The following is a 21,580-nucleotide window of genomic DNA, read 5'->3' as shown; positions in this document are numbered from 1 at the left end:
GTGCTCGCTACGCCACGCCGCCGATGTGGTGCACCCGCAGCATGTTCGTCGTGCCGGGGACGCCGGGCGGGGAGCCGGCCGTGATGATGACCGTCTCGCCCGGGTTGAAGCGGTTGATCTTGGCGATCTCCTGGTCCACCATGTCGACCATTTCGTCGGTGCTGTTGACGAACGGCACGACGTGCGACTCCACGCCCCAGCTGAGCGTCAGCTGGTTGCGCGTGTTCTCGTCGGTGGTGAAGGCGATGATCGGCTGCTGCGCCCGGTAGCGGGAGAGCCGGCGGGCCGTGTCGCCGGACTGGGTGAAGGCCACCAGGCCCCGGCCGCCGAGGAAGTCGGCGATCTCGCACGCGGCGCGCGCGATCGAACCGCCCTGCGTCCGCGGCTTCTTGCCGGGGACGAGGGGCTGGAGGCCCTTGCTGAGCAGCTCCTGCTCGGCTGCCGTGACGATCTTCGACATCGTCTTGACCGTCTCGATGGGGTACGCGCCGACCGAGGACTCCGCCGACAGCATGACCGCGTCCGCGCCGTCCAGGATCGCGTTGGCCACGTCGGAGGCCTCGGCGCGGGTCGGGCGGGAGTTGGTGATCATCGACTCCATCATCTGGGTCGCCACGATCACCGGCTTGGCGTTGCGCCGGCACAGCTCGATGAGGCGCTTCTGCACCATGGGGACCTTCTCGAGCGGGTATTCGACGGCGAGGTCGCCGCGGGCGACCATCACGGCGTCGAACGCCATCACGACGTCCTCCATGTTCTCGACCGCCTGCGGCTTCTCCACCTTGGCGATGACGGGGACCCGGCGGCCCTCCTCGTCCATCACGCGGTGGACGTCGGTCACGTCCTTGGCGTCGCGGACGAAGGACAGCGCGACCATGTCGCAGCCCATGCGCAGCGCGAAACGGAGGTCCTCGACGTCCTTCTCGGACAGCGCGGGCACGTTGACGGCCGCGCCGGGCAGGTTGATGCCCTTGTGGTCGGAGATGACGCCGCCCTCGATGACGATCGTCCGCACCCGCGGGCCCTCGACGTCCAGGACCTTCAGCTCGACGTTGCCGTCGTTGATCAGGATCTGGTCGCCGCGCGAGACGTCACCGGGCAGACCCTTGTACGTCGTGCCGCAGATCGTCTTGTCGCCGGGCACGTCCTCGGTGGTGATGGTGAACTCGTCACCCCGCACCAGCTCCACCGGGCCCTCGGCGAAGGTCTCGAGACGGATCTTCGGGCCCTGGAGGTCGGCGAGGACACCGATGGCCCGGCCGGTCTCCTTGGCGGCGGCCCGGACCCGGTCGTAACGGCCCTGGTGCTCGGCGTGCGAGCCGTGGCTGAAGTTGAAGCGGGCCACATTCATGCCGGCTTCGATCAGGGCCACGAGCTGCTCGTGGGAGTCGACCGCGGGGCCGAGAGTACAGACGATTTTCGAACGGCGCATGGGGCGATCCTATCGGTTTGTTTCGCTACGGAATATTCCGTCTGGCGGAAGATACAAATGGGCGGGTTCGCGCTCAGTTGCCACGCGGCGGAGCTGCATATCCATCCTGCGGCTCTGTTCGTCTCTACGGCCAGTTCGTCTCTACGGCCAATGCATAGGTCTGTGTGGCGATCTCCAGTTCCTCGTCCGTCGGCACCACGGCGACCGCCACCCGGGCGCCCGCGGGCGAGATCAGCCGGGGCCCGTCGCCCCGTACGGCGTTGAGCCCGCCGTCCACCGCAAGGCCCAGGGTCTCCAGGCCCGCGACGGCCGCCGCGCGCACCTCGGCCGCGTTCTCGCCGACCCCGGCGGTGAACGCGACCGCGTCCACTCGCCCGAGGACGGCGTAATAGGCGCCGATGTACTTCTTCAGACGGTGAATGTAGATGTCGAAGGCGAGCCGCGCCTGTACATCGCCCTCGTCGATGCGGCGCCGGATCTCCCGCATGTCGTTGTCGCCGCACAGTCCGACGAGCCCGCTCTTCTTGTTGAGAAGAGTGTCGATTTCATCGATGGACATTCCGCCAACCCGTGCCAAATGGAAGATGACGGCCGGATCGACGTCGCCGGAGCGCGTCCCCATCACCAGTCCCTCCAGCGGCGTCAGACCCATCGAGGTGTCCACGCACCGGCCCCGCTCGACCGCGGAGGCGGACGCCCCGTTGCCGAGGTGCAGCACGATCACGTTCACCTCCTCGGGCGCCTTGCCGAGCAGCTCCGCCGTCGCCCGGGAGACGTACGCGTGCGAGGTCCCGTGGAAGCCGTAGCGCCGGACCCGGTGCGCGTCGGCGGTCTCCACGTCGATCGCGTAGCGGGCGGCGGCCTCCGGCATCGTCGTGTGGAACGCGGTGTCGAACACGGCGACCTGGGGCAGATCGGGCCGCAGCGCCTGCGCGGTGCGGATCCCGGTGAGGTTGGCCGGGTTGTGCAGCGGCGCGACCGGGATCAGCCGCTCGATCTCGGCGAGGACCGCGTCGTCGACGACCGTCGGTTCGGTGAACAGCTTGCCGCCGTGCACCACCCGGTGCCCGATGGCGGCGAGTTCGGGCGAGTCCAGCCCGAGCCCGTCCTGGGCCAGTTCCTCGGCCACCGCCTTCAGCGCGGCGTCGTGGTCGGCGATCGGCCCGGTCCACTCGCGGGTCTCCCCGCCGGCCGCGAGCGGCGTGTGCTTCAGCCGCGAGGTCCGCTCACCGATGCGCTCGACGAGCCCGCTCGCCAGCCGGTCGCCCTCCCGCATGTCGAGCAGCTGGTACTTCACCGACGAGGAGCCGGAGTTGAGGACGAGGACGCGGGTCGCGGTCACTGCTGGGGAGCCTTCTGGTCGAGGGACTGGTCGAGGGACTGGTCGAGGGACTGGTCGAGAGTCTGGGCCTGGATCGCCGTGATGGCGACGGTGGTGACGATGTCGGGGACGAGCGCGCCCCGCGACAGGTCGTTGACGGGCTTGCGCAGCCCCTGGAGCACCGGCCCGACGGCGATCGCGCCGGCCGAACGCTGCACGGCCTTGTACGTGTTGTTGCCCGTGTTGAGGTCCGGGAAGATCAGCACGCTGGCCTGGCCCGCCACTTCGGAGCCCGGCAGCTTGGTCGCCGCGACGCTGGGCTCGACCGCGGCGTCGTACTGGATCGGCCCCTCGATCTTCAGATCGGGCCGCCGCGAGCGCACCAGCTCGGTGGCCTCGCGCACCTTGTCGACGTCGGCGCCCGAGCCGGACGTACCCGTGGAGTACGACAGCATCGCGATCCTCGGCTCCACGCCGAACTGGGCGGCGGTGGCGGCCGACTGGATGGCGATGTCGGCGAGTTGCTCGGCGTTCGGAACGGGGTTGACCGCGCAGTCGCCGTAGACGAGGACCTTGTCGGCGAGGCACATGAAGAACACGGAGGAGACGATGTCCGCGTCCGGCTTGGTCTTGATGATCTCGAAGGCGGGCCGGATGGTCGCGGCCGTGGAGTGCACGGACCCGGAGACCATGCCGTCCGCGAGACCCTCCTGCACCATCAGGGTGCCGAAGTAGTTCACGTCGGAGACGACGTCGTACGCCAGCTCCACGGTGACGCCCTTGTGGGCGCGGAAGTGCGCGTACCGCTCGGCGAAGGCGTCCCGCAACTCACTGGTCGCCGGGTCGATCACCTGGCAGTCGCCCAGGTCGATGCCGAGGTCGGCGGCCTTCTTGCGGATCTGGTCCTCCGGCCCGAGCAGCGTGAGGTCGCACACGCCGCGCCGCAGCAGCACCTCGGCCGCGTGCAGCACCCGCTCCTCGGTGCCCTCCGGCAGCACCACCCGCCGCCGGTCGGCGCGGGCCTGCTCCAGCAGCTGGTGCTCGAACATCATCGGCGTGACCCGGTCGGTGCTGGGGGCGGAGACGCGCTTGAGGAGCTCGGCGGTGTCGACGTGCCGCTCGAACAGGCCGAGCGCGGTCTCGGCCTTGCGCGGGGTGGCCGCGTTCAGCTTGCCCTCCAGGGAGAACAGCTGCTCGGCGGTGGGGAAGCTGTTGCCGGGCACCGACAGGACGGGGGTGCCGGGGGCCAGCCGGGCGGCGAGGGTCAGGATCGCGTCGCTGGGGACCTCGTCGAGGGTGAGCAGCACCCCGGCGATCGGCGGGGTGCCGGCGCTGTGCGCGGCGAGCGAGCCGATGACCAGGTCGGCCCGGTCGCCCGGGGTGACCACGAGACAGCCCGGGGTCAGGGCGGCGAGGAAGTTCGGCAGCATCGCGCCGCCGAAGACGAAGCCGAGGGCGTCGCGGGCGAGCCCGGAGTCGTCGCCGAGCACCACCCGGGCGCCGAGCGCGTGGCTGACCTGGGCGACGGTCGGCGCGGACAGGGCGGGCTCGTCGGGCAGCACGTAGGAGGGGACGGGCAGCCGCTTCGCCAGCGCCTCGGCCACCTCGTCCCGGTCCTCGCGGGCGACCAGGTTGGCGACCATGGCGAGCACGTCGCAGCCGAGCGCCAGATAGGCGCGGTAGGCGTTGCGCGTCTCGGCGAGGACGGACTCCGCGGTCTGCTTGCGGCCGCCGACCACCGGGATCACGGACGCGCCGAACTCGTTGGCGAGGCGCGCGTTGAGGGCCAGCTCGTCCGGGAACTGGGTGTCGGCGTAGTCCGTGCCCAGGACGAGGACGACGTCGTAGTCGCGGGCGACCCGGTGGAACCGTTCGACGAGGGTGGAGACCAGTTCGTCCGCGCCCTGCTCGGCCTGGAGGGTGGACGCCTCGTGGTAGTCCAGGCCGTAGACCGTCGCCGGGTCCTGGGTCAGCCGGTAGCGCGCCCGCAGCAGCTCGAACAGCCGGTCCGGCCGGTCGTGGACGAGCGGCCGGAAGACGCCCACCCGGTCGACCTGCCGGGTCAGTAGCTCCATGACCCCCAGTTCGACGACCTGTCTGCCGTCGCCGCGGTCGATACCGGTCACGTACACGCTGCGGGTCACGCGAGCACTCCGTTTCGTCTGGTGGTGTGTGTCGAGGCGGTGTGTGGGGGGCCGGATCATAAAAATCGCCCACCTGGGTGAGCAGAACCCTCTTGACAATACCCCTGCGCGTGGATAAGGCGCCCGTCAAGAGACAGTGCCCTCGGCGGCGTGGAACAATCGGACCTGGCTCACCGGCATCAACACCGAGCAGGAGACACACCACGATGCGCATCGGAGTTCTCACCGCAGGCGGCGACTGCCCCGGCCTGAACGCAGTGATCCGGTCGGTGGTGCACCGCGCGGTCGACAACTACGGCGACGAGGTCATCGGCTTCGAGGACGGGTACGCCGGTCTCCTGGACGGCCGTTACCGCAGTCTCGACCTCAACGCGGTGAGCGGCATCCTGGCCCACGGCGGTACGATCCTCGGCTCCTCGCGCCTCGAGCGCGACCGGCTGCGCGAGGCCTGCGAGTCCGCCTCGGACATGATCCACGACTTCGGCATCGACGCGCTGATCCCGATCGGCGGCGAGGGCACGCTGACGGCGGCCCGCATGCTCAGCGACGCCGGTCTCCCGGTGGTCGGCGTCCCCAAGACCATCGACAACGACATCTCCTCCACCGACCGCACCTTCGGTTTCGACACCGCGGTCGGGGTGGCCACGGAGGCGATGGACCGCCTCAAGACCACGGCGGAGTCGCACCAGCGTGTGATGGTCGTCGAGGTCATGGGCCGCCACGCGGGCTGGATCGCCCTGGAGTCGGGCATGGCCGCGGGCGCCCATGGCATCTGCCTCCCCGAGCGTCGCTTCGACCCCGCCGACCTGGTCAAGATGGTCGAGGAGCGCTTCGCACGCGGCAAGAAGTTCGCCGTGATCTGCGTGGCGGAGGGCGCCCACCCCCTCGAGGGCAGCATGGACTACGGCAAGGGCGAGATCGACAAGTTCGGCCACGAGCGCTTCCAGGGCATCGGCACGGCCCTCGCGTACGAGCTGGAGAGGCGGCTCGGCAAGGAGGCCCGGCCCGTCATCCTCGGCCACGTCCAGCGCGGCGGCGTCCCCACGGCCTACGACCGTGTCCTCGCCACCCGCTTCGGCTGGCACGCCGTGGAGGCGGCCCACCGCGGCGAGTTCGGAAGGATGACGGCCCTGCGCGGCACCGATGTGGTCATGGTCCCGCTGGCCGAGGCGGTCACCGAACTGAAGACGGTCCCGAAGGACCGGATGGACGAGGCGGAGTCGGTCTTCTAGTGCCGTAGTACCGGCGCGGGCACGTATCGGGCACGGGGTGCCGCAGGCGGCGTACGGCCGGAGCGGGTCACCGCCCAGGCGGCGTACGGCCGGAGCGGGTCACCGCGCTTTGCCCGCCGCCCCCTTCACCCACCGGTAGACCAGTTCGGGCCGTCCCACCTGCCCGTACAGCGGCTTGCGCTCGGCGCGGCCCGCCTCCACCAGGTGCTCCAGATAGCGCCGGGCGGTGATGCGGGAGATGCCGACCGTCTCGGCCACGCCCGCCGCGGTGAGGCCCTCCGGGGCCTCGCGGACGGCTTCCGTGACGCGTTCCAGGGTCGGGGCGCTCAGGCCTTTGGGCAGCGCCGCCGGGGTCGGGGCGCGCAGGGCCGCGAGGGCGCGGTCCACCTCGTCCTGGCCGCTCGCCTCGCCGGCCGCGCCGCGGAACTCCGCGTACCGCACCAGACGGTCGCGCAGCGTCGCGAACGTGAAGGGTTTCAGGACGTACTGGACGACGCCCAGGGAGACGCCCTCGCGGACCACCGTCAGATCGCGGGCCGAGGTCACCGCGATGACGTCCGCGTGATAGCCCGCCGCCCGCAGGGAGCGGGCCAGTTGGAGGCCGTGCGCGTCCGGCAGGTGGAGGTCGAGGAGGAGCAGGTCCACCGGGGTGCGGTCGAGGAGGCGCCGGGCCTCCGCGCCCGTGTGCGCCTTCCCGACCGCGACGAACCCCGGCACCCGCCCGACGTACAGGACATGCGCGTCCGCGGCCACCGGATCGTCCTCGACGACCAGCACTCTGATGGGCCCACCCGGTACTTCCGGTCTCTCCGGCACTTCCGTCATCCTTTGCCTCCTGGCACCGCCGTCGCCCGCCGCAACGGCAGCCGCACCGTGAACGCGGCCCCGCCGCCGTCCGCCTCCGCCACCGACAGCGTCCCCTCGTGCCGGTGCACGGCCTGCCGGACCAGGGCGAGACCGAGACCTCGTCCCCCGGGACCCGACGGCTTGGTCGAGAAGCCCCGCTCGAAGACCAGGGAGGCGTGGGCAGGATCCACCCCCGCGCCGGTGTCCGCCACCCCCAGGAGCAGCTCGTCCCCCTCGGTGCACGCGGTCACCGTGACCCGCGCCCGGACGCTGCCCTGCGCCGCGTCCACCGCGTTGTCGATGAGGTTGCCGAGGATGGTGACCAGGTCCCGGGCCGGCAGCGACGGCGGCAGCAGACCGTCGTCCAGTCCGCTGTCCTGCGACACCACCAACTCCACGCCGCGCTCGTTCGCCTGGGCGGTCTTGCCCAGCAGCAGCGCCGCGAGGACGGGCTCGCTCACCGCCGCCACGACCTGGTCGGTCAGCGCCTGCGCCAGCTCCAGCTCCGCCGTGGCGAACTCGACCGCCTCGTCCGCCCGGCCCAGTTCGATGAGCGAGACCACGGTGTGCAGCCGGTTCGCCGCCTCGTGCGCCTGGGAGCGCAGCGCCTGGGTGAACCCCCGCTCGGAGTCCAACTCGCCCATCAGGGACTGGAGTTCGGTGACATCCCGGAGCGTGACGACCGTGCCCCTGCGTTCTCCGCCGGACACCGGCGAGGTATTGACCACCAGCACCCCCGCCGCCGTCAGATGCACCTCGTCCACCCGTGGCTCGGAGGCCAGCAGCGCGCCCGTCAGCGGGGCCGGCAGCCCCAGGTCCGCCACCGACTTGCCGACGACGTCCCCCGGCAGCCCGAGCAGTTCCCGGCCGCCGTCGTTGATCAGCGCCACCCGGTACTGCCCGTCCAGCATCAGCAGCCCCTCGCGCACCGCGTGCAACGCCGCCTGGTGGTAGTCGTGCATCCGGCTCAGCTCGGCGGCGTTCATCCCGTGGGTGTGCCGGCGCAGCGAGGCGTTGATGACGTACGTGCCCACCGCGCCCAGCAGCAGCGCGCCCGCCGCGGCCGAGAACAGGGCCGTGACCTGGTCCTGGACCCGCTTGCTGATCGCCTCCACCTTGATGCCCGCGCTGACCAGCCCGATGATCCGGTCGCCGTCCTCGATCGGGGTGACCGCCCGCACGGACGCGCCCAGCGTGCCGGTGTACGTCTCGGTGAAGGTCCGGCCCGCCAGGGCCTTCGCCGTGTTCCCGCGGAAGTGCCGGCCGATCTCCCTGACATCCGGATGCGTCCAGCGGATGCCCTCGGGATTCATGATCGTCACGAAGTCGACCTCGGTGTCCTTCATGACGCGCATCGCGTACGGCTGGAGCTCCGCCGTCGGGTTCGGCCCGCGGACGGCCGCCCGCACCGAGGGGGAGTCGGCGACCGCGCGGGCCACCGCGGTGGCCTGGCGGCCCGCGGCCTCCTCGGCCTGCGTGCGGTCGCTGACGTACGTGAACAGCGCGTACCCGGCCACGAGCACCGCTATCAGCACGGCCTGCATGGCGAAGAGCTGGCCGGCCAGGCTGCGGGGCATCGGCACACGGACGGGGAGGCGCATGTCGTCAGTGTGCCTCCCGTGTTAAGCGCGAACTAAATGAACGTAAGGGTGACCGCCCTCACATGCCCGGCGATAGTCACTGCATTCCCCTTATCTCCCCGGACGTGAGCCGCACGCCGGTGATGCCGACGAAGACGTCAAGGAGGGCAGCCGTGGCCGCCAGCACCACCCCCAATACGGCACCTGCCGCACCCGCTGGGAAGCGGGACCGCACCCACTATCTCTACATCGCCGTCATCGCCGCCGTGGCGCTCGGCATCGCCGTGGGACTGATCTGGCCCGACCTCGGTGTCGAGCTCAAGCCGCTCGGTACCGGGTTCGTGAACCTGATCAAGATGATGATCTCCCCGATCATCTTCTGCACGATCGTGCTCGGCATCGGCTCCGTACGGAAGGCCGCGAAGGTCGGCGCCGTCGGCGGTATCGCCCTCGGCTACTTCCTGGTCATGTCCCTGGTCGCCCTCGGTATCGGCCTGGTCGTCGGCAACATCCTGGAGCCGGGCACCGGCCTGCAGATCACCGAGGCCGTCAAGAACGCCGGGCACGGCCAGGTGGACTCCGAGGCACTGCCGCCGGTCGACTTCGTGCTGTCGATCATCCCGAAGACGCTCGTCTCCGCCTTCACCGAGCAGCAGGTCCTGCAGACCCTGCTGGTCGCCCTGCTCTCCGGTTTCGCCCTGCAGGCCATGGGCTCGGCCGGGCAGCCGATCCTGCGCGGCGTGGAGCACATCCAGCGACTGGTCTTCCGCATCCTCGGCATGGTGATGTGGGCCGCACCCATCGGTTCCTTCGGCGCCATCGCCGCCGTCACCGGGTCCGCGGGCATCGACGCGCTCAAGCAGCTCGCCATCCTGATGCTCGGCTTCTACGTCACCTGCTTCCTCTTCGTCTTCCTCGTGCTCGGCGCGCTGCTGCGGATCGTCGCCGGACTGAACATCCTCACGCTGTTCAAGTACCTGGGCCGTGAGTTCCTGCTGATCCTTTCCACCTCCTCCTCCGAGTCCGCGCTGCCGCGCCTCATCGCGAAGATGGAGCACCTGGGCGTCAGCAAGCCCGTCGTCGGCATCACCGTCCCGACCGGCTACTCCTTCAACCTCGACGGCACCATGATCTACATGACCATGGCGTCCCTGTTCGTCGCCGATGCCATGGGTACGCCGATGGCGGTCAGCGAGCAGATCCCGCTGCTGCTCTTCCTGCTCCTGGCCTCCAAGGGCGCCGCGGGTGTCACCGGCGCGGGTCTGGCCACGCTGGCCGGCGGCCTGCAGTCGCACAAGCCGGCCCTGGTCGACGGCGTCGGCCTGATCGTCGGCATCGACCGCTTCATGAGCGAGGCCCGCGCCCTGACCAACTTCGCGGGCAACGCCGTCGCCACCGTCCTGATCGGTACCTGGACGAAGGAGATCGACAAGGAGCGGGTCCAGCTGGTCCTCGCCGGCGGTCTGCCCTTCGACGAGCAGACGCTGCTCGACGAGGGCGACGCCGTCCTGGCGGAGGTGCCCGAGCAGCGCGAGGACGGCGAGAAGGAACTCGCCAAGGCCTGACGAGCGATCCCGGGCCTCGAACTCCGGGTGCCCGGCCCCGCCTGAACCGGGGCCGGGCACCCGGTCACAGAAAGGAACCGGACGACCGAGCACTCCCCCCGTGGCTCGGTCGCCCGGATCCTTTTCATGTAGTGATTCTTTGAGCAAACTTCAGTTTGAGTTCCGGCGTAGAGAAATGCTGCGCCAGCCGAAATAGAGCATACCCAGCGCCCCGCCGGCCGCGCCGACGAAGCACAGGATCGTCGCCCATTGCGCCATTTCTCGCGTCATCCACAAAAGGCTCACGAAGACCAGCGCCATGGAGAGCAGGAACCGCTCTCCATGGCTCGGGCCGCGGCGACCGGTCAGTCCCCGATGGCGCTGCACGTATACGTGACGCCCTTCATTTCGATGTCCCGGAATCCCACGCGCAGCGTCGTGTTGAGCGGGGCGACATCGCCGCCGCCCCCTCCGCCGCCGCCGGCCCGCCGGCAGTCGTACCCGAGGGCTTCCAGCTTCTTGAGGTCACTCTTCGCCTGGTAGCTCTCGTACGAGGCGATCATGGCCGCCCGCTTCTGCGCAGGCGTGGCGTTCTTCGCCTGTGAATACAGGTAGCACCCGACGCTGGCGCCGATGCCCACCCACGACGCGCCCTTGGCCAGGGCCCGGGAGAGGCCGGCCGCGCCGCTGCCGATTCCCAGCACCGTGCAGATCTCGTCAGCTCCCGCGCGAAGCTGTACCTCCGTCGCCGCCGGTGCGGCCATCCCTTCACCTTCCGACGAGGCGGCGAATGCCGTCTGGGCGCCGGCGCCGCACAGCGCGCCGGTCATGGTGAAGGCGATCAGGGTGGAAATACCCTTGCTTCGTATGTTCACGAAGTTCAATCCCCCATACGTTTTGAATTGCTTGGTCAGAGCGAGATGGATGCTACCGGCGAGGGCATGGCGGCACAATTGATAATCGTCATGGTAGGTGAGTGTGCCGGAAGGCGGTGAATTCAACACAAAGCCCTAGAATGGACATTTGCGGTTGTGTAGAGGTGTAAATATCCCGTGGTGTCTCGCCGTGCCCGCTCCTGGGGTGTTGCCTTGACGCCGACGTCAGGGCTTACGTTCATGGGCATGCGAATCGGCGAGCTGGCCGCACGGGCCGGGACCACGACGCGGGCGCTGCGGTACTACGAGTCGCGCGGGCTGCTGCCCGCGCGGCGCGGGAAGAACGGGTACCGGACGTACGACGAGAGTGATCTGAAGCTGCTGCGGCAGATCAGGACACTGCAGGACTTCGGGTTCGACCTGGAGGAGGCACGGCCGTTCGTGGAGTGCCTCCAGGCTGGCCACTCCGAGGGTGACGTCTGCCCCGCCTCGCTCGACGTGTACCGGCGCAAGCTGGCCGAACTGGACGCCTTGATCGGGGAGCTCCAGTCGGTCAGGGCGCGGATCGGGGTGCGGCTGGCCTCCGTCGGGGGCGAACCGCCGCTGTGTGAACTGGGAGGCCGGTAGATGGTGACGGACGTGACGGACGAGAACTTCGCGGCGGAGGTGATCGGTTCCGACCTGCCGGTGCTGGTGGAGTTCACCGCCGACTGGTGCCCGCCGTGCCGGCAGATGGGACCGGTGCTGAAGGCGCTCGCCTCCGAGGAGGGGGACCGGCTGAAGGTGGTGCAGCTGAATGTGGACCACAATCCCCTGACGACCAATGCCTACAAGGTGCTGTCGATGCCGACGTTCATGGTCTTCCGGGGCGGTGAGCCGGTGAAGGCGATGGTGGGCGCCCGGCCCGGCCGCCGACTTCGGGAAGAGCTGTCCGACGTGCTCTGAGCTGCGGCGATACAAAGAAAATCCCCCGAGTGATTGCGCTCGGGGGATTTCTCTGCGTATATTCGATGGTTCGCGACTTCAGGAGAATTGAGTCGCAAACAAGTTCAGTGAGCACAGTATATCCGGGCGGGAGCGGAATTGTCAAACACCGGCTTTCCAGACAGTGAATTGCGGCGCGAACAGGAATTCATCGACGACCTGTACGCCCGGGTGGACGCCCTGCGCGGTGCCACCGAGGCCTCCGTCGACGACGCGCTCGCCCAGGGCAACACGCCCATGCAGGCCCGCCTGGAGCGGGACATCCTGGTCGCCGAACGCTCGGGGCTGCTGGCCGCGCTCAACGCCGTCGACGGCTCGCTCTGCTTCGGCCGGATCGACCTCACCTCGGGCGTCAGCCACCACATCGGCCGGATCGGGCTGCGCGCCGACGACACCGACCGCACCCCCGTGCTGATCGACTGGCGGGCGGACGTGGCCCGCCCGTTCTACCTGGCCACCGGGCACACCCCGCTGGGCCTGCGGCGCCGGCGGCACCTCAGCACCGAAGGCCGCGAGGTCACCGCCCTGCACGACGAGATCCTCGACCTCGGCGACCAGGAGCGCACCGGCCACGAGGACCCCACCGGCGACGACGTCCTGCTCGCCGCGCTCAACGCCGCGCGCACCGGCCGGATGCACGACATCGTGCAGACCATCCAGGCCGAACAGGACGAGATCATCCGCGCCCCCCACCGGGGCGTCCTGGTCGTCGAGGGCGGCCCCGGCACCGGCAAGACCGCCGTCGCCCTGCACCGCGCCGCCTACCTCCTCTACGAACACCGCGAACTGCTCGCCCAGCGCGCCGTCCTCATCGTCGGCCCCAACCCCGCCTTCCTCGGCTACATCGGCGAGGTGCTGCCCTCCCTCGGCGAGACCGGCGTGCTGCTGGCGACCCTCGGCGAGCTGTTCCCCGGCGTCAGGGCCACCGCGACGGACACCCGCGAGGCCGCCGCGGTCAAGGGCCGCGCCGACATGGCCGAGGTGCTCGCCGAGGTGGTCCGGGACTGGCAGTCGCTGCCCGACCCGGTGATCGCCATCGAGCACGACCGGGAGGTCCTGATGCTCGACGACGGCCTGGTGAGGGTCGCGCGCGAGCGCACCCGGGCGGCGCGGCTGCCGCACAACGTGGCCCGGGAGCACTTCGAGGGCCACATCCTCAACACCCTCACCGAGCTGTACGCCGAGCGCGTCGGCACCGACCCCTACGACGGCTCAAGCCTCCTGGGCGCCGCCGACATCACCCAGATCCGCGACGAGCTGGCGGAGAACCCCGAGGTGTGGGCCGCCATCGACCAGCTCTGGCCGCGTCTGACCCCGCAGCGCCTGGTCGCGGACTTCCTCGCCGACCCCGTCGGCTACCTCCCCGACGAGGACGCGGCCGCCGTCCGGCGCCCGGTGACCCGGGCGTGGACCGTGGCGGACGTCCCGCTGCTCGACGAGGCCGCCGAGCTGCTGGGCTGGGACGAGCGGGTGGCGCGGGCCCGCGCGGAGCGGGAGCGCGAGACCCAGGTGGCCTACGCCCAGGGCGTGCTGGACGTCTCCTACGCCTCCCGGACGTACGAGTTCGAGGGCGTCGACGACGAGGACAGCGAGGTCCTGTCCGCGCACGACATCATCGACGCCGAACGCTTCGCCGAGCGGCAGGAGGAGGACGACCACCGCAGCGCCGCCGAGCGCGCCGCCGCCGACCGGACCTGGGCGTTCGGGCACATCATCGTCGACGAGGCACAGGAGCTGTCACCGATGGCCTGGCGGCTGCTCATGCGGCGCAGCCCGACCCGCTCGATGACCCTGGTCGGCGACCCCGCGCAGACCGCGGAGGCGGCCGGCGTCGGCTCCTGGGCGAAGATCCTGGAGCCCTACGTCGAGGACCGCTACGAGCACACCCGCCTCGGCGTCAACTACCGCACCCCCGCCGAGATCATGGAGGTCGCGGCGGCCGTCGTACGCGCCGAGGACCCGGACTTCGAGCCGCCGAGCTCGGTGCGCTCCACGGGGGTACGGCCCTGGGCCCGCGCCACCGCCGACCTGCCCGAGGCGGTCGCCGAGGCGGTGCGGGAGCTGACGCCCGCCGAGGGCCGGCTCGCGGTCATCGCCCCGCGCCATCTGCACCGCAGGCTGGCCGCCCGGCTGGACGGGGTGGTGGCGGGCACCGAACCGGACCTCACCCGGACCGTGGTGCTGCTCGACCCGCGCCAGTCCAAGGGCCTCGAATTCGACTCGGTGCTGGTGGTCGAGCCGGGCCTCTACGGCACCAGCGACCTCTACGTCGCCCTCACCCGGGCCACTCAGCGCCTCGGGGTGGTCCATACCAAGGAGCTGCCGAAGGCACTGGTGGCGGCACTGGCGTAACGCGGGATCACCAGAACGTAACAGTTCGTGCCGTGATCACCGCGCGTGCACGGCCGGTGCGGTAAGCGTTGCCGTATGGAAGCCCAGCCCCACGCCACCGCACCGGCCGACAGCCCCGATCTCGGCTCGCTGGCCGTCCAGCCGCTGCTCACCGCGGAGTTCGACGCCGACCCCGGCGCGGTGTACCGGCGGCTGCGCGCCGCCTACGGTTCCGTGGCGCCCGTCGGCCTCATGGGCGTACCGGTGTGGCTGGTCCTGGACTACCGCGAGGTTCTGGAGGTCCTGAAGAACGAGAGCCAGTGGCGGCGGGACGTACGGCACTGGCGGGCCCGGGCGCAGGGCGAACTGCCCCACGACTGGCCGCTGCTCGCGGGGTACGAGGTCCGCCAGATGATGTTCATGGACGACGAGGAGCACCGCGCCGCCCGCCGCACCCACCACGCGGCCCTGCGCCCCTTCCAGGACCCCAGGAGCCCCGTCGGCTGGGAACTGCGCCAGGCCGTCGCCCGGTACGCCGACGAACTCGTCGCCCTCCTCGCCGCCGAGTCCGGCCGCACCGGCCACTGCGACCTGGGCGCCCAGTACACCCGCCCGCTGCTGCTGATGGTCACCGCGAAACTCTTCGGCTGCCCGGTCGACCTCGGCGACGAACTGGTCATGGACCTGTGGCGGATGCTGGACGGCGGCCCCGACGCGGGACCCGCCACCGGCCGGGCCCTGGCCGCCTTCACCCGCCTCGCCGCCCACCGCCGCGCCCGCCCCGGCGACGACCTCACCTCGTATCTGATGCTGGCCGACCCGGACCTCGACGACGAACAGCTCGGCCGGGAGCTGTTCATGAACGCCGTCTACCTCAACGACATCACCGGCAACATGGTCCTCAACACCCTGCTGGAGGTGTTGCGCGGCAACGCCACGGTGCGCCGCAGCCTCTCGGCGGGCCAGCTCGGCGAGACCGTCAACCGGGCCGCCCTCGCCAACCCGCCGGTCGCCAACATGTGCTTCCGGTTCGCGGCGCGGGACGTGCGGCTCGGCCGGTTCTGGATCCGGGCGGGCGACATCGTCTCCCCGTCCTCCGCCGCCGCCCACCAGGACCTGCTCGCCATCGGCTCCTCCACCATGGTCGGCTCCACCGTCTCCACCCGGGCCCACCTCGGCTGGGGCGCCGGCCCCCACCAGTGCCCGAGCGCCGCCCGGGAACTCGGCGCACTGATCGTCTCCACCGCCGTCGGCCGGGTCTTCGACCACTTCGCGCAGGCCGAACTCGCCCTCCCACTCGATCAGTTGCCCTGGCGGTCCGGCCCGGTGGTGCGCGGCCTGAAGGTCCTCCCGGTCCGCTACGAGCTGTCGGCCGACACCCCGGTCCTGCACCGCCCCGACCCGGACCTCCTGCCCGCCGGCCCCCACCAGGAGAGCCACGCGAGGGGCCTGCTCGGGGCCCTGCTCCGGGTGATGTTCGGCGCCAGGTAGGAGAGTCAGGCCGGTCGCAGCCACACCGTCGCGAGCGGTGGCAGCGTCAGCCGGATGCTGGCCGGGCGCCCGTGCCAGGGCTGGGGTTCCGGCTTCACCGGGTCGGGGTGACCGACGCCGCTGCCGCCGTAGCGTTCGGCGTCGGTGTTGAGCGTCTCGTGCCAGGCCGGGATGTCGTCGGGGACGCCGAGGCGGTAGTCGTGGCGGACGACGGGGGAGAGGTTGGAGACGGACAGCAGCGGCGCGCCCTCCGCGCCGTGACGCAGGAACGCGAAGACGTTGTCGTCGGCGGCGTCCCCGACCACCCACTCGAAGCCGGCCGGATCGGTGTCCCGCTGCCACAGCGCGGGCGTCGCCCGGTAGGCCGCGTTGAGGTCGCGGACCAGATCGCGCACGCCCCGGTGGTCGGGCTCGGCCCCGTAGGCCGAGTCCAGCAGCCACCAGTCCGGGCCGTGCGCCTCCGACCACTCCGCGCCCTGCGCGAACTCCTGCCCCATGAAGAGGAGTTGCTTGCCGGGGTGGGCCCACATGAAGCCCAGGTAGGCCCGCAGGTCGGCGCGCTGCCGCCACCAGTCGCCCGGCATCTTCGACACCAGGGAGCGCTTGCCGTGCACCACCTCGTCGTGCGAGATCGGCAGCACGTAGTTCTCGCTGTACGCGTACACCATCGAGAAGGTCATCTCATGGTGGTGGTATTTGCGGTGCACCGGCTCATGGGCCATGTACTGCAGCGAGTCGTGCATCCAGCCCATGTTCCACTTCAGCCCGAAGCCGAGCCCGCCGAAACCGCTCGGCCCGCGGTGGTGGGTGGCCCGGGTGACGCCGTCCCAGGCGGTGGACTCCTCGGCGACCGTCACGACCCCAGGGTTGCGCCGGTAGACCGTCGCGTTCATCTCCTGGAGGAAGGCGACGGCGTCCAGGTTCTCCCGGCCGCCGTGCTCGTTCGGCGTCCACTGGCCCGGCTCGCGCGAGTAGTCGAGGTAGAGCATCGAGGCGACGGCGTCCACCCGGAGCCCGTCGATGTGGAACTCCTCGCACCAGTACGTGGCGTTGGCGACCAGGAAGTTGCGCACCTCACGCCGCCCGAAGTCGAACTCCAGCGTCCCCCAGTCGGGGTGCGCGGCGCGCAACGGGTCCTCGTGCTCGTACAACGGCCGCCCGTCGAACTCCGCGAGCGCCCACTCGTCGCGGGGGAAGTGGGCCGGCACCCAGTCCATCAGGACGCCGATGCCCGCCCGGTGCAGCGCGTCGACCAGGTACTTGAAGTCGTCCGGGGTGCCCAGCCGGGCCGTCGGCGCGTAGAACCCGGTGACCTGGTAGCCCCAGGACCCGCCGAAGGGATGCTCGGCGACCGGCATCAGCTCGACATGCGTGAAGCCCAGGTCGCCGACATAGGCGGGCAGCTGCTCGGCGAGCTGACGGTAGGTCAATCCCGGTCGCCAGGAGGGGAGATGAACCTCGTACACCGAGAAAGGGGCCTCGTGCACGGGTATCTCGCCCCGCCGCGACAGCCACTCCTCGTCGCCCCACGCGTACCGCGAGGCGTGCACGATCGACGAGGTCGCGGGCGGTATCTCCGTGCGCCGGGCCAGCGGATCGGCGCGCAGGGTGTGCGAGCCGTCCGGGCGGGCGATGTCGAACTTGTACAGCTCGCCCTCGCCGACCCCGGGCAGGAACACCTCCCACACCCCCGAGGAGCCCAGCGAGCGCATCGGGCACCCGGTGCCGTCCCAGAAGTTGAAGGACCCGGCCACCCGCACCCCGCGCGCGTTCGGCGCCCACACCGAGAACCGGGTGCCGGCCACCCCCTGGTGGGTCATCGGCTCGGCGCCCAGCACCCTCCACAGCTCCTCGTGCCGTCCCTCGCCGATCAGATGCAGGTCCAGCTCGCCCAGCGTGGGCAGGAAGCCGTAGGCGTCCTCGGTCTCCACGGTCGTGGTCTCGTACTCCACCAGCAGCCGGTACGCCGGGACCTCCGTCAGGGGCAGCAGCCCCGAGAAGAAGCCGTCCCCGTCGTCGTGCAGCTCCGCCCGCAGCCCGCCCGCGACCACGGTGACCGACCGGGCGTACGGCCTGAGCGCGCGGAAGACGACCCCGCCGGGCCGCGGGTGCGCGCCCAGCACGGAGTGCGGGTCGTGATGCGTGCCGTGCAGCAGCCGCTCACGGTCGACGGCGTCCGGGGCGGGGGAGAAGGCGGGGACGGCCGACGCGGGAGGCCTGCGCTTCTTGCCGCCCTTGCCGCCCTTGCCGGTGGCCTTCTTCTTCGGGGGAGTCACGTGCGGGGCCTCCTCAAGGCAGTTCGGGTGCGGCGAGGCGCTCTACGGCGGACAGCGGGACGGGCAGCCAGTCGGGGCGGTGCCGGGCCTCGTACACGACCTCGTAGACCGCCTTGTCGGTCTCGAAGGCCCGCAGCAGCACCGGATCGGTACGCGGATCGCGGCCCGCCGCCTCCGCGTACCCGGAGCAGAACGCCGACCGGCAGGCGTGCGCCCAGCCGGGGGCCGGCCGTTCGCCCGCGTGGGCCGCGTAGTCGAAGGACCGCAGCATGCCCGCCACGTCGCGCACCGCGGGCTGCGGCATCCGGCGTTCCGCCGGCGGCCTGGCCGGCTCCCCCTCGAAGTCGATCAGCGACCACTGCCCGGACGGCGCCCGCAGACACTGCCCGAGATGCAGGTCGCCGTGCACGCGCTGCGCGGTCCAGGTCCGCCCCTCCGCCGCCAGGTCCGCCAGCGCGGTGAAGGCGGTGCGCAGCGCGGGCGCGTACGGCCGCAGCGCCGGCACCGCCTGCGCCGCCGTCTCCAGCCGTACGGCCATCCCCTCGACCATCGGCCGTATCTGCGCCGGCCCGAGGGTCACCGTGGGCAGCGCCCTGGCCAGCGCGCCGTGCACCTCGGCGGTGGCCCGCCCCAGCGCCCGCGCCTCGGCGCCGAAGTCCTCGCCCTTGGCCAGCTCCCGCAGCGCCAGCTCCCAGCCGTCCGTCGCGCCCTGCACGTAGGGCTGGAGCACCCCGAGGACGTACGGCTCGCCGGTGCCGTCCTCCGGGTCCATCTCCAGCCAGGCGGTCGGCGCCGGCACCCGGGGACAGCCCTCGCGGGCCAGCGCCAGGGGCAGCTCCAGGTCGGGATTGACGCCGGGCGCGACCCGGCGGAACAGCTTCAGGATGAACGTATCTCCATAGACGACGGACGAGTTCGACTGCTCGGCGGTCATCAGCCGCGGGACCAGACCGGGCCGGATCTCCTGCGCGGGGTCGCCCTCGCAGCGCAGGGAGCCGATCCGGGCCCGGGAGCGCAGCGCCTCCAGCAGCAGCTCGGCGGGCCGGGTGTCGTACAGGGCGTCGTAGACCGTGCGCCCGGCCAGCGCTCCCCGGCTCACATGGCCGATCAGCGCGGGTGCCAGGCGGGGCGGCAGGGCCTCGCGGACCCCGATCAGCAGCTGGTACCGGTCGCCGTGGGTGTCCGGCTGATGGGCGCGCAGCACCAGGTGGTAGAGGCCGAGCCGGGCGCCGGCCGGCAGCAGCTCGGTGGCCGCGACCAGGGAGAACCCGGTGACCGGGCGGCCCTTGCCGGCGAACCAGCGCTGCCGCGGCAGCCACTCGCGCAGCAGCGGGTCCAGTGACGCGAGGAGGCCGGGGCTGACCGTGCCGGAACCGCCGGAGCGTGTGACCGTCTTCGCCATGGCGTCACATTCCTTTCCCCGGGTGGTCGGGGTGTCACTGATGCGTGCCCCGGGCGGGACGGGGGAAACCGCCCCGCCGCGGGCCTTCTAGGCGCCTTCCCCGCGGAGCCGGAACCAGTAGAAGCCGTGTCCGGCCAGGGTCAGCAGGTAGGGCAGATCGCCGATGGCCGGGAAGCGCACCCCGCCGAACAGCTCGACCGGATGGCGTCCGTTGAACCGGCGCAGGTCCAGTTCCGTGGGCTGGGCGAACCGCGAGAAGTTGTGCACGCACAGCACCAGGTCGTCCTCGTACTCGCGCAGGAACGCGAGCACGGCCGGATTGGTGGAGGGCAGCTCGGTGTACGTCCCGAGCCCGAAGGCGGGGTTCTGCTTGCGGATCTCGATCATCCGGCGGGTCCAGTGCAGCAGCGACGAGGGCGACGACATCGACGCCTCGACGTTGGTGACCTGGTAGCCGTAGACGGGGTCCATGATGGTCGGCAGATAGAGCCGTCCGGGGTCGCTGGAGGAAAAACCCGCGTTACGGTCCGGTGTCCACTGCATCGGGGTGCGGACGGCGTCGCGGTCGCCGAGCCAGATGTTGTCGCCCATGCCGATCTCGTCGCCGTAGTAGAGGATCGGCGAGCCGGGCAGCGACAGCAGCAGGGCGGTGAACAGCTCGATCTGGTTGCGGTCGTTGTCCAGGAGCGGGGCGAGGCGGCGGCGGATGCCGATGTTGGCGCGCATCCGCGGGTCCTTGGCGTACTCCGCGTACATGTAGTCGCGCTCTTCGTCGGTGACCATCTCGAGGGTCAGCTCGTCGTGGTTGCGCAGGAAGATGCCCCACTGGCACTTGGCGGGAATGGCCGGCGTCTTGGCCAGGATCTCGGAGACGGGGTGGCGGGATTCGCGCCGGACGGCCATGAAGATCCGGGGCATGACGGGGAAGTGGAACGCCATGTGGCATTCGTCGCCGCCGGAGGCGTAGTCGCCGAAGTAGTCGACGACGTCCTCGGGCCACTGGTTGGCCTCGGCGAGGATCACCGTGTCCGGGTAGTGGGCGTCGATCTCCTTGCGGACCCGCTTGAGGAACTCATGGGTCGCCGGAAGGTTTTCGCAGTTGGTGCCCTCGCGTGCGTACAGGTACGGCACCGCGTCCAGCCGGAACCCGTCGATGCCCAGGTCCAGCCAGAACCGCAGCGCGGAGATCATCTCCTCCTGGACGGCCGGGTTCTCGTAGTTGAGGTCGGGCTGGTGGGAGAAGAAGCGGTGGAAGAAGTACTGCTTGCGGACGGGGTCGAAGGTCCAGTTGGAGACCTCGGTGTCGACGAAGATGATGCGGGCGTCGGCGTACTGCTTGTCGTCGTCGGCCCACATGTAGTAGTCGCCGTAGGGGCCGTCGGGATCCTTCCTCGACTCCTGGAACCACGGGTGCTGGTCGCTGGTGTGGTTCATGACGAAGTCGATGATCACGCGCATCCCGCGCTGGTGGGCGGCGTCGACGAACTCCACGAAGTCGGCGAGGTCGCCGAACTCGGGCAGCACCGAGGTGTAGTCGGAGACGTCGTATCCGCCGTCGCGCAGGGGGGACTTGAAGAAGGGCGGCAGCCAGAGGCAGTCGACGCCGAGCCACTGCAGGTAGTCGAGTTTGGCGGTGATGCCCTTGAGGTCGCCGACACCGTCGCCGTTGCTGTCCTGGAAGGAACGGACCAGGACCTCGTAGAAGACGGCTCGTTTGAACCAGTCGGGGTCGCGGTCCTTGGCGGGGGTGTCCTCGAACGTGTCCGGAACGGGCTCGTTGACGATCATCGTGTGGGTGACCCTCCGATCTGCGGGTTGGACGGTCGCAGGACGGTGAGGACGTGCGCGGGCCGGGTGCCCGGTTCGAGGCGCACGTAGTTGGCCCTGCCCCAGTGGTAGGTCTCGCCGGTGAGCTCGTCGCGCACCGGCACCGACTCGTGCCAGTCCAGGCCGAGTTGCGGCATGTCCAACGAGACCGTCGCCTCCTGGGTGTGGTGGGGGTCGAGGTTGACGACCACCAGAACCGTGTTCGAACCGCTCTTCTTCGAGTAGGCGATCACCGCTTCCTTGTCGGTGTGGTGGAAGCGCAGCGTGCGCAGGGTGTGCAGGGCGGGGTTCTCCC

17 protein-coding genes are annotated in these 21,580 nt (G+C 70.7%); 6 read left to right on the top strand and 11 right to left on the bottom strand.

What is annotated here, in order from left to right; all coding sequences use genetic code 11:
- Window positions 1-7: 7 nt before the first annotated feature.
- From pyk to pta, 3 genes are all read right to left on the bottom strand, one after another.
- Entirely contained in the window at window positions 8-1,432 is a 1,425-nt protein-coding gene (gene pyk, locus AQJ58_RS38895; protein ID WP_067259202.1) for a pyruvate kinase, read from the bottom strand.
- Between the two features lie 124 nt (window positions 1,433-1,556).
- Window positions 1,557-2,774 carry an acetate kinase gene (locus AQJ58_RS38890; RefSeq protein WP_067259200.1) on the bottom strand — a complete coding sequence of 406 codons (1,218 nt, stop codon included), beginning with the start codon at window positions 2,772-2,774 and terminating at the stop codon, window positions 1,557-1,559.
- Entirely contained in the window at window positions 2,771-4,897 is a 2,127-nt protein-coding gene (gene pta, locus AQJ58_RS38885) for a phosphate acetyltransferase (protein ID WP_067259198.1), read from the bottom strand. The genes AQJ58_RS38890 and pta overlap by 4 nt, the downstream gene beginning before the upstream one ends.
- 206 nt (window positions 4,898-5,103) lie before the next feature.
- On the opposite strand from pta, the gene AQJ58_RS38880 reads away from it, so the two are divergent.
- Window positions 5,104-6,129 (top strand): ATP-dependent 6-phosphofructokinase, encoded by a 1,026-nt coding sequence (locus tag AQJ58_RS38880; RefSeq protein WP_067259196.1) that lies wholly within the window; start codon window positions 5,104-5,106, stop codon window positions 6,127-6,129.
- 99 nt (window positions 6,130-6,228) lie between these two features.
- Here the strand turns inward: AQJ58_RS38880 and AQJ58_RS38875 are convergent, their stop codons facing one another.
- Window positions 6,229-6,954 carry a response regulator gene (locus AQJ58_RS38875; protein WP_067259194.1) on the bottom strand — a complete coding sequence of 242 codons (726 nt, stop codon included), beginning with the start codon at window positions 6,952-6,954 and terminating at the stop codon, window positions 6,229-6,231.
- Window positions 6,951-8,576, bottom strand: a complete 1,626-nt coding sequence (locus tag AQJ58_RS38870) for a sensor histidine kinase (protein ID WP_067259193.1) — start codon at window positions 8,574-8,576, stop codon at window positions 6,951-6,953. The genes AQJ58_RS38875 and AQJ58_RS38870 overlap by 4 nt, the downstream gene beginning before the upstream one ends.
- A 122-nt stretch (window positions 8,577-8,698) precedes the next feature.
- Here AQJ58_RS38870 and AQJ58_RS38865 point away from each other — a divergent pair, with 122 nt between their 5' ends.
- A complete protein-coding gene (locus AQJ58_RS38865) occupies window positions 8,699-10,120 on the top strand; it encodes a cation:dicarboxylate symporter family transporter (RefSeq protein WP_067259191.1) in 1,422 nt (473 codons plus the stop codon).
- A gap of 150 nt (window positions 10,121-10,270) precedes the next feature.
- Here the strand turns inward: AQJ58_RS38865 and AQJ58_RS44075 are convergent, their stop codons facing one another.
- Window positions 10,271-10,420 carry a hypothetical protein gene (locus AQJ58_RS44075; RefSeq protein ID WP_234360450.1) on the bottom strand — a complete coding sequence of 50 codons (150 nt, stop codon included), beginning with the start codon at window positions 10,418-10,420 and terminating at the stop codon, window positions 10,271-10,273.
- 44 nt (window positions 10,421-10,464) lie between these two features.
- Window positions 10,465-11,103, bottom strand: a complete 639-nt coding sequence (locus AQJ58_RS38860; protein WP_234360449.1) for a hypothetical protein — start codon at window positions 11,101-11,103, stop codon at window positions 10,465-10,467.
- A gap of 117 nt (window positions 11,104-11,220) precedes the next feature.
- Between AQJ58_RS38860 and AQJ58_RS38855 the strand changes: the two genes are divergently transcribed.
- The 4 genes from AQJ58_RS38855 (at window position 11,221) to AQJ58_RS38840 (ending at window position 15,780) form a co-directional block, all read left to right on the top strand.
- The gene (locus AQJ58_RS38855) at window positions 11,221-11,601 is read left to right on the top strand and encodes a MerR family transcriptional regulator (RefSeq protein ID WP_067259318.1); all 381 of its coding nucleotides are present in this window, start codon (window positions 11,221-11,223) and stop codon (window positions 11,599-11,601) included.
- Window positions 11,602-11,919: a thioredoxin family protein gene (locus AQJ58_RS38850; protein WP_079079502.1), complete on the top strand. Its 318-nt coding sequence runs from the start codon at window positions 11,602-11,604 to the stop codon at window positions 11,917-11,919. It abuts the gene before it with no gap.
- Window positions 11,920-12,087: 168 nt separating this feature from the next.
- A complete protein-coding gene (locus AQJ58_RS38845) occupies window positions 12,088-14,310 on the top strand; it encodes a HelD family protein (protein ID WP_067259189.1) in 2,223 nt (740 codons plus the stop codon).
- A 75-nt stretch (window positions 14,311-14,385) separates the two neighbouring features.
- A complete protein-coding gene (locus AQJ58_RS38840; RefSeq protein WP_067259187.1) occupies window positions 14,386-15,780 on the top strand; it encodes a cytochrome P450 family protein in 1,395 nt (464 codons plus the stop codon).
- 5 nt (window positions 15,781-15,785) lie between these two features.
- Here AQJ58_RS38840 and glgB read toward each other — a convergent pair whose 3' ends face one another.
- From glgB to AQJ58_RS38820, 4 genes are all read right to left on the bottom strand, one after another.
- A complete protein-coding gene (gene glgB, locus AQJ58_RS38835) occupies window positions 15,786-18,056 on the bottom strand; it encodes a 1,4-alpha-glucan branching enzyme (RefSeq protein ID WP_420712209.1) in 2,271 nt (756 codons plus the stop codon).
- 13 nt (window positions 18,057-18,069) lie between these two features.
- Entirely contained in the window at window positions 18,070-19,458 is a 1,389-nt protein-coding gene (locus tag AQJ58_RS38830; protein ID WP_067259185.1) for a maltokinase N-terminal cap-like domain-containing protein, read from the bottom strand.
- Window positions 19,459-19,545: 87 nt separating this feature from the next.
- Window positions 19,546-21,246 carry a maltose alpha-D-glucosyltransferase gene (treS, locus tag AQJ58_RS38825; RefSeq protein WP_067259183.1) on the bottom strand — a complete coding sequence of 567 codons (1,701 nt, stop codon included), beginning with the start codon at window positions 21,244-21,246 and terminating at the stop codon, window positions 19,546-19,548.
- On the bottom strand, window positions 21,243-21,580 hold a 338-nt coding region (locus AQJ58_RS38820), incomplete at its 5' end, for an alpha-glucosidase C-terminal domain-containing protein (protein ID WP_199844793.1). The genes AQJ58_RS38820 and treS, both read right to left, overlap by 4 nt.

Origin of the sequence: Streptomyces sp. DSM 15324, assembly GCF_001514285.1 — a bacterium.
GTDB lineage: Bacteria > Actinomycetota > Actinomycetes > Streptomycetales > Streptomycetaceae > Streptomyces.
The sequence above is the reverse complement of the archived record's forward strand: the minus strand, read 5'-3'. Positions and strand labels throughout refer to the sequence as shown.

Excerpts from the sequence above, each read along its gene's own strand:
- pyk (WP_067259202.1), bottom strand. The coding sequence starts at position 1,432 with ATGCGCCGTTCGAAAATCGTCTGTACTCTCGGCCCCGCGGTCGACTCC.
- AQJ58_RS38880 (WP_067259196.1), top strand. The coding sequence starts at position 5,104 with ATGCGCATCGGAGTTCTCACCGCAGGCGGCGACTGCCCCGGCCTGAAC.
- AQJ58_RS38875 (WP_067259194.1), bottom strand. The coding sequence starts at position 6,954 with ATGACGGAAGTGCCGGAGAGACCGGAAGTACCGGGTGGGCCCATCAGA.
- AQJ58_RS38870 (WP_067259193.1), bottom strand. The coding sequence starts at position 8,576 with ATGCGCCTCCCCGTCCGTGTGCCGATGCCCCGCAGCCTGGCCGGCCAG.
- AQJ58_RS38865 (WP_067259191.1), top strand. The coding sequence starts at position 8,699 with ATGCCGACGAAGACGTCAAGGAGGGCAGCCGTGGCCGCCAGCACCACC.
- AQJ58_RS44075 (WP_234360450.1), bottom strand. The coding sequence starts at position 10,420 with ATGGCGCTGGTCTTCGTGAGCCTTTTGTGGATGACGCGAGAAATGGCG.
- AQJ58_RS38855 (WP_067259318.1), top strand. The coding sequence starts at position 11,221 with ATGCGAATCGGCGAGCTGGCCGCACGGGCCGGGACCACGACGCGGGCG.
- AQJ58_RS38850 (WP_079079502.1), top strand. The coding sequence starts at position 11,602 with ATGGTGACGGACGTGACGGACGAGAACTTCGCGGCGGAGGTGATCGGT.
- AQJ58_RS38840 (WP_067259187.1), top strand. The coding sequence starts at position 14,386 with ATGGAAGCCCAGCCCCACGCCACCGCACCGGCCGACAGCCCCGATCTC.
- AQJ58_RS38830 (WP_067259185.1), bottom strand. The coding sequence starts at position 19,458 with ATGGCGAAGACGGTCACACGCTCCGGCGGTTCCGGCACGGTCAGCCCC.
- treS (WP_067259183.1), bottom strand. The coding sequence starts at position 21,246 with ATGATCGTCAACGAGCCCGTTCCGGACACGTTCGAGGACACCCCCGCC.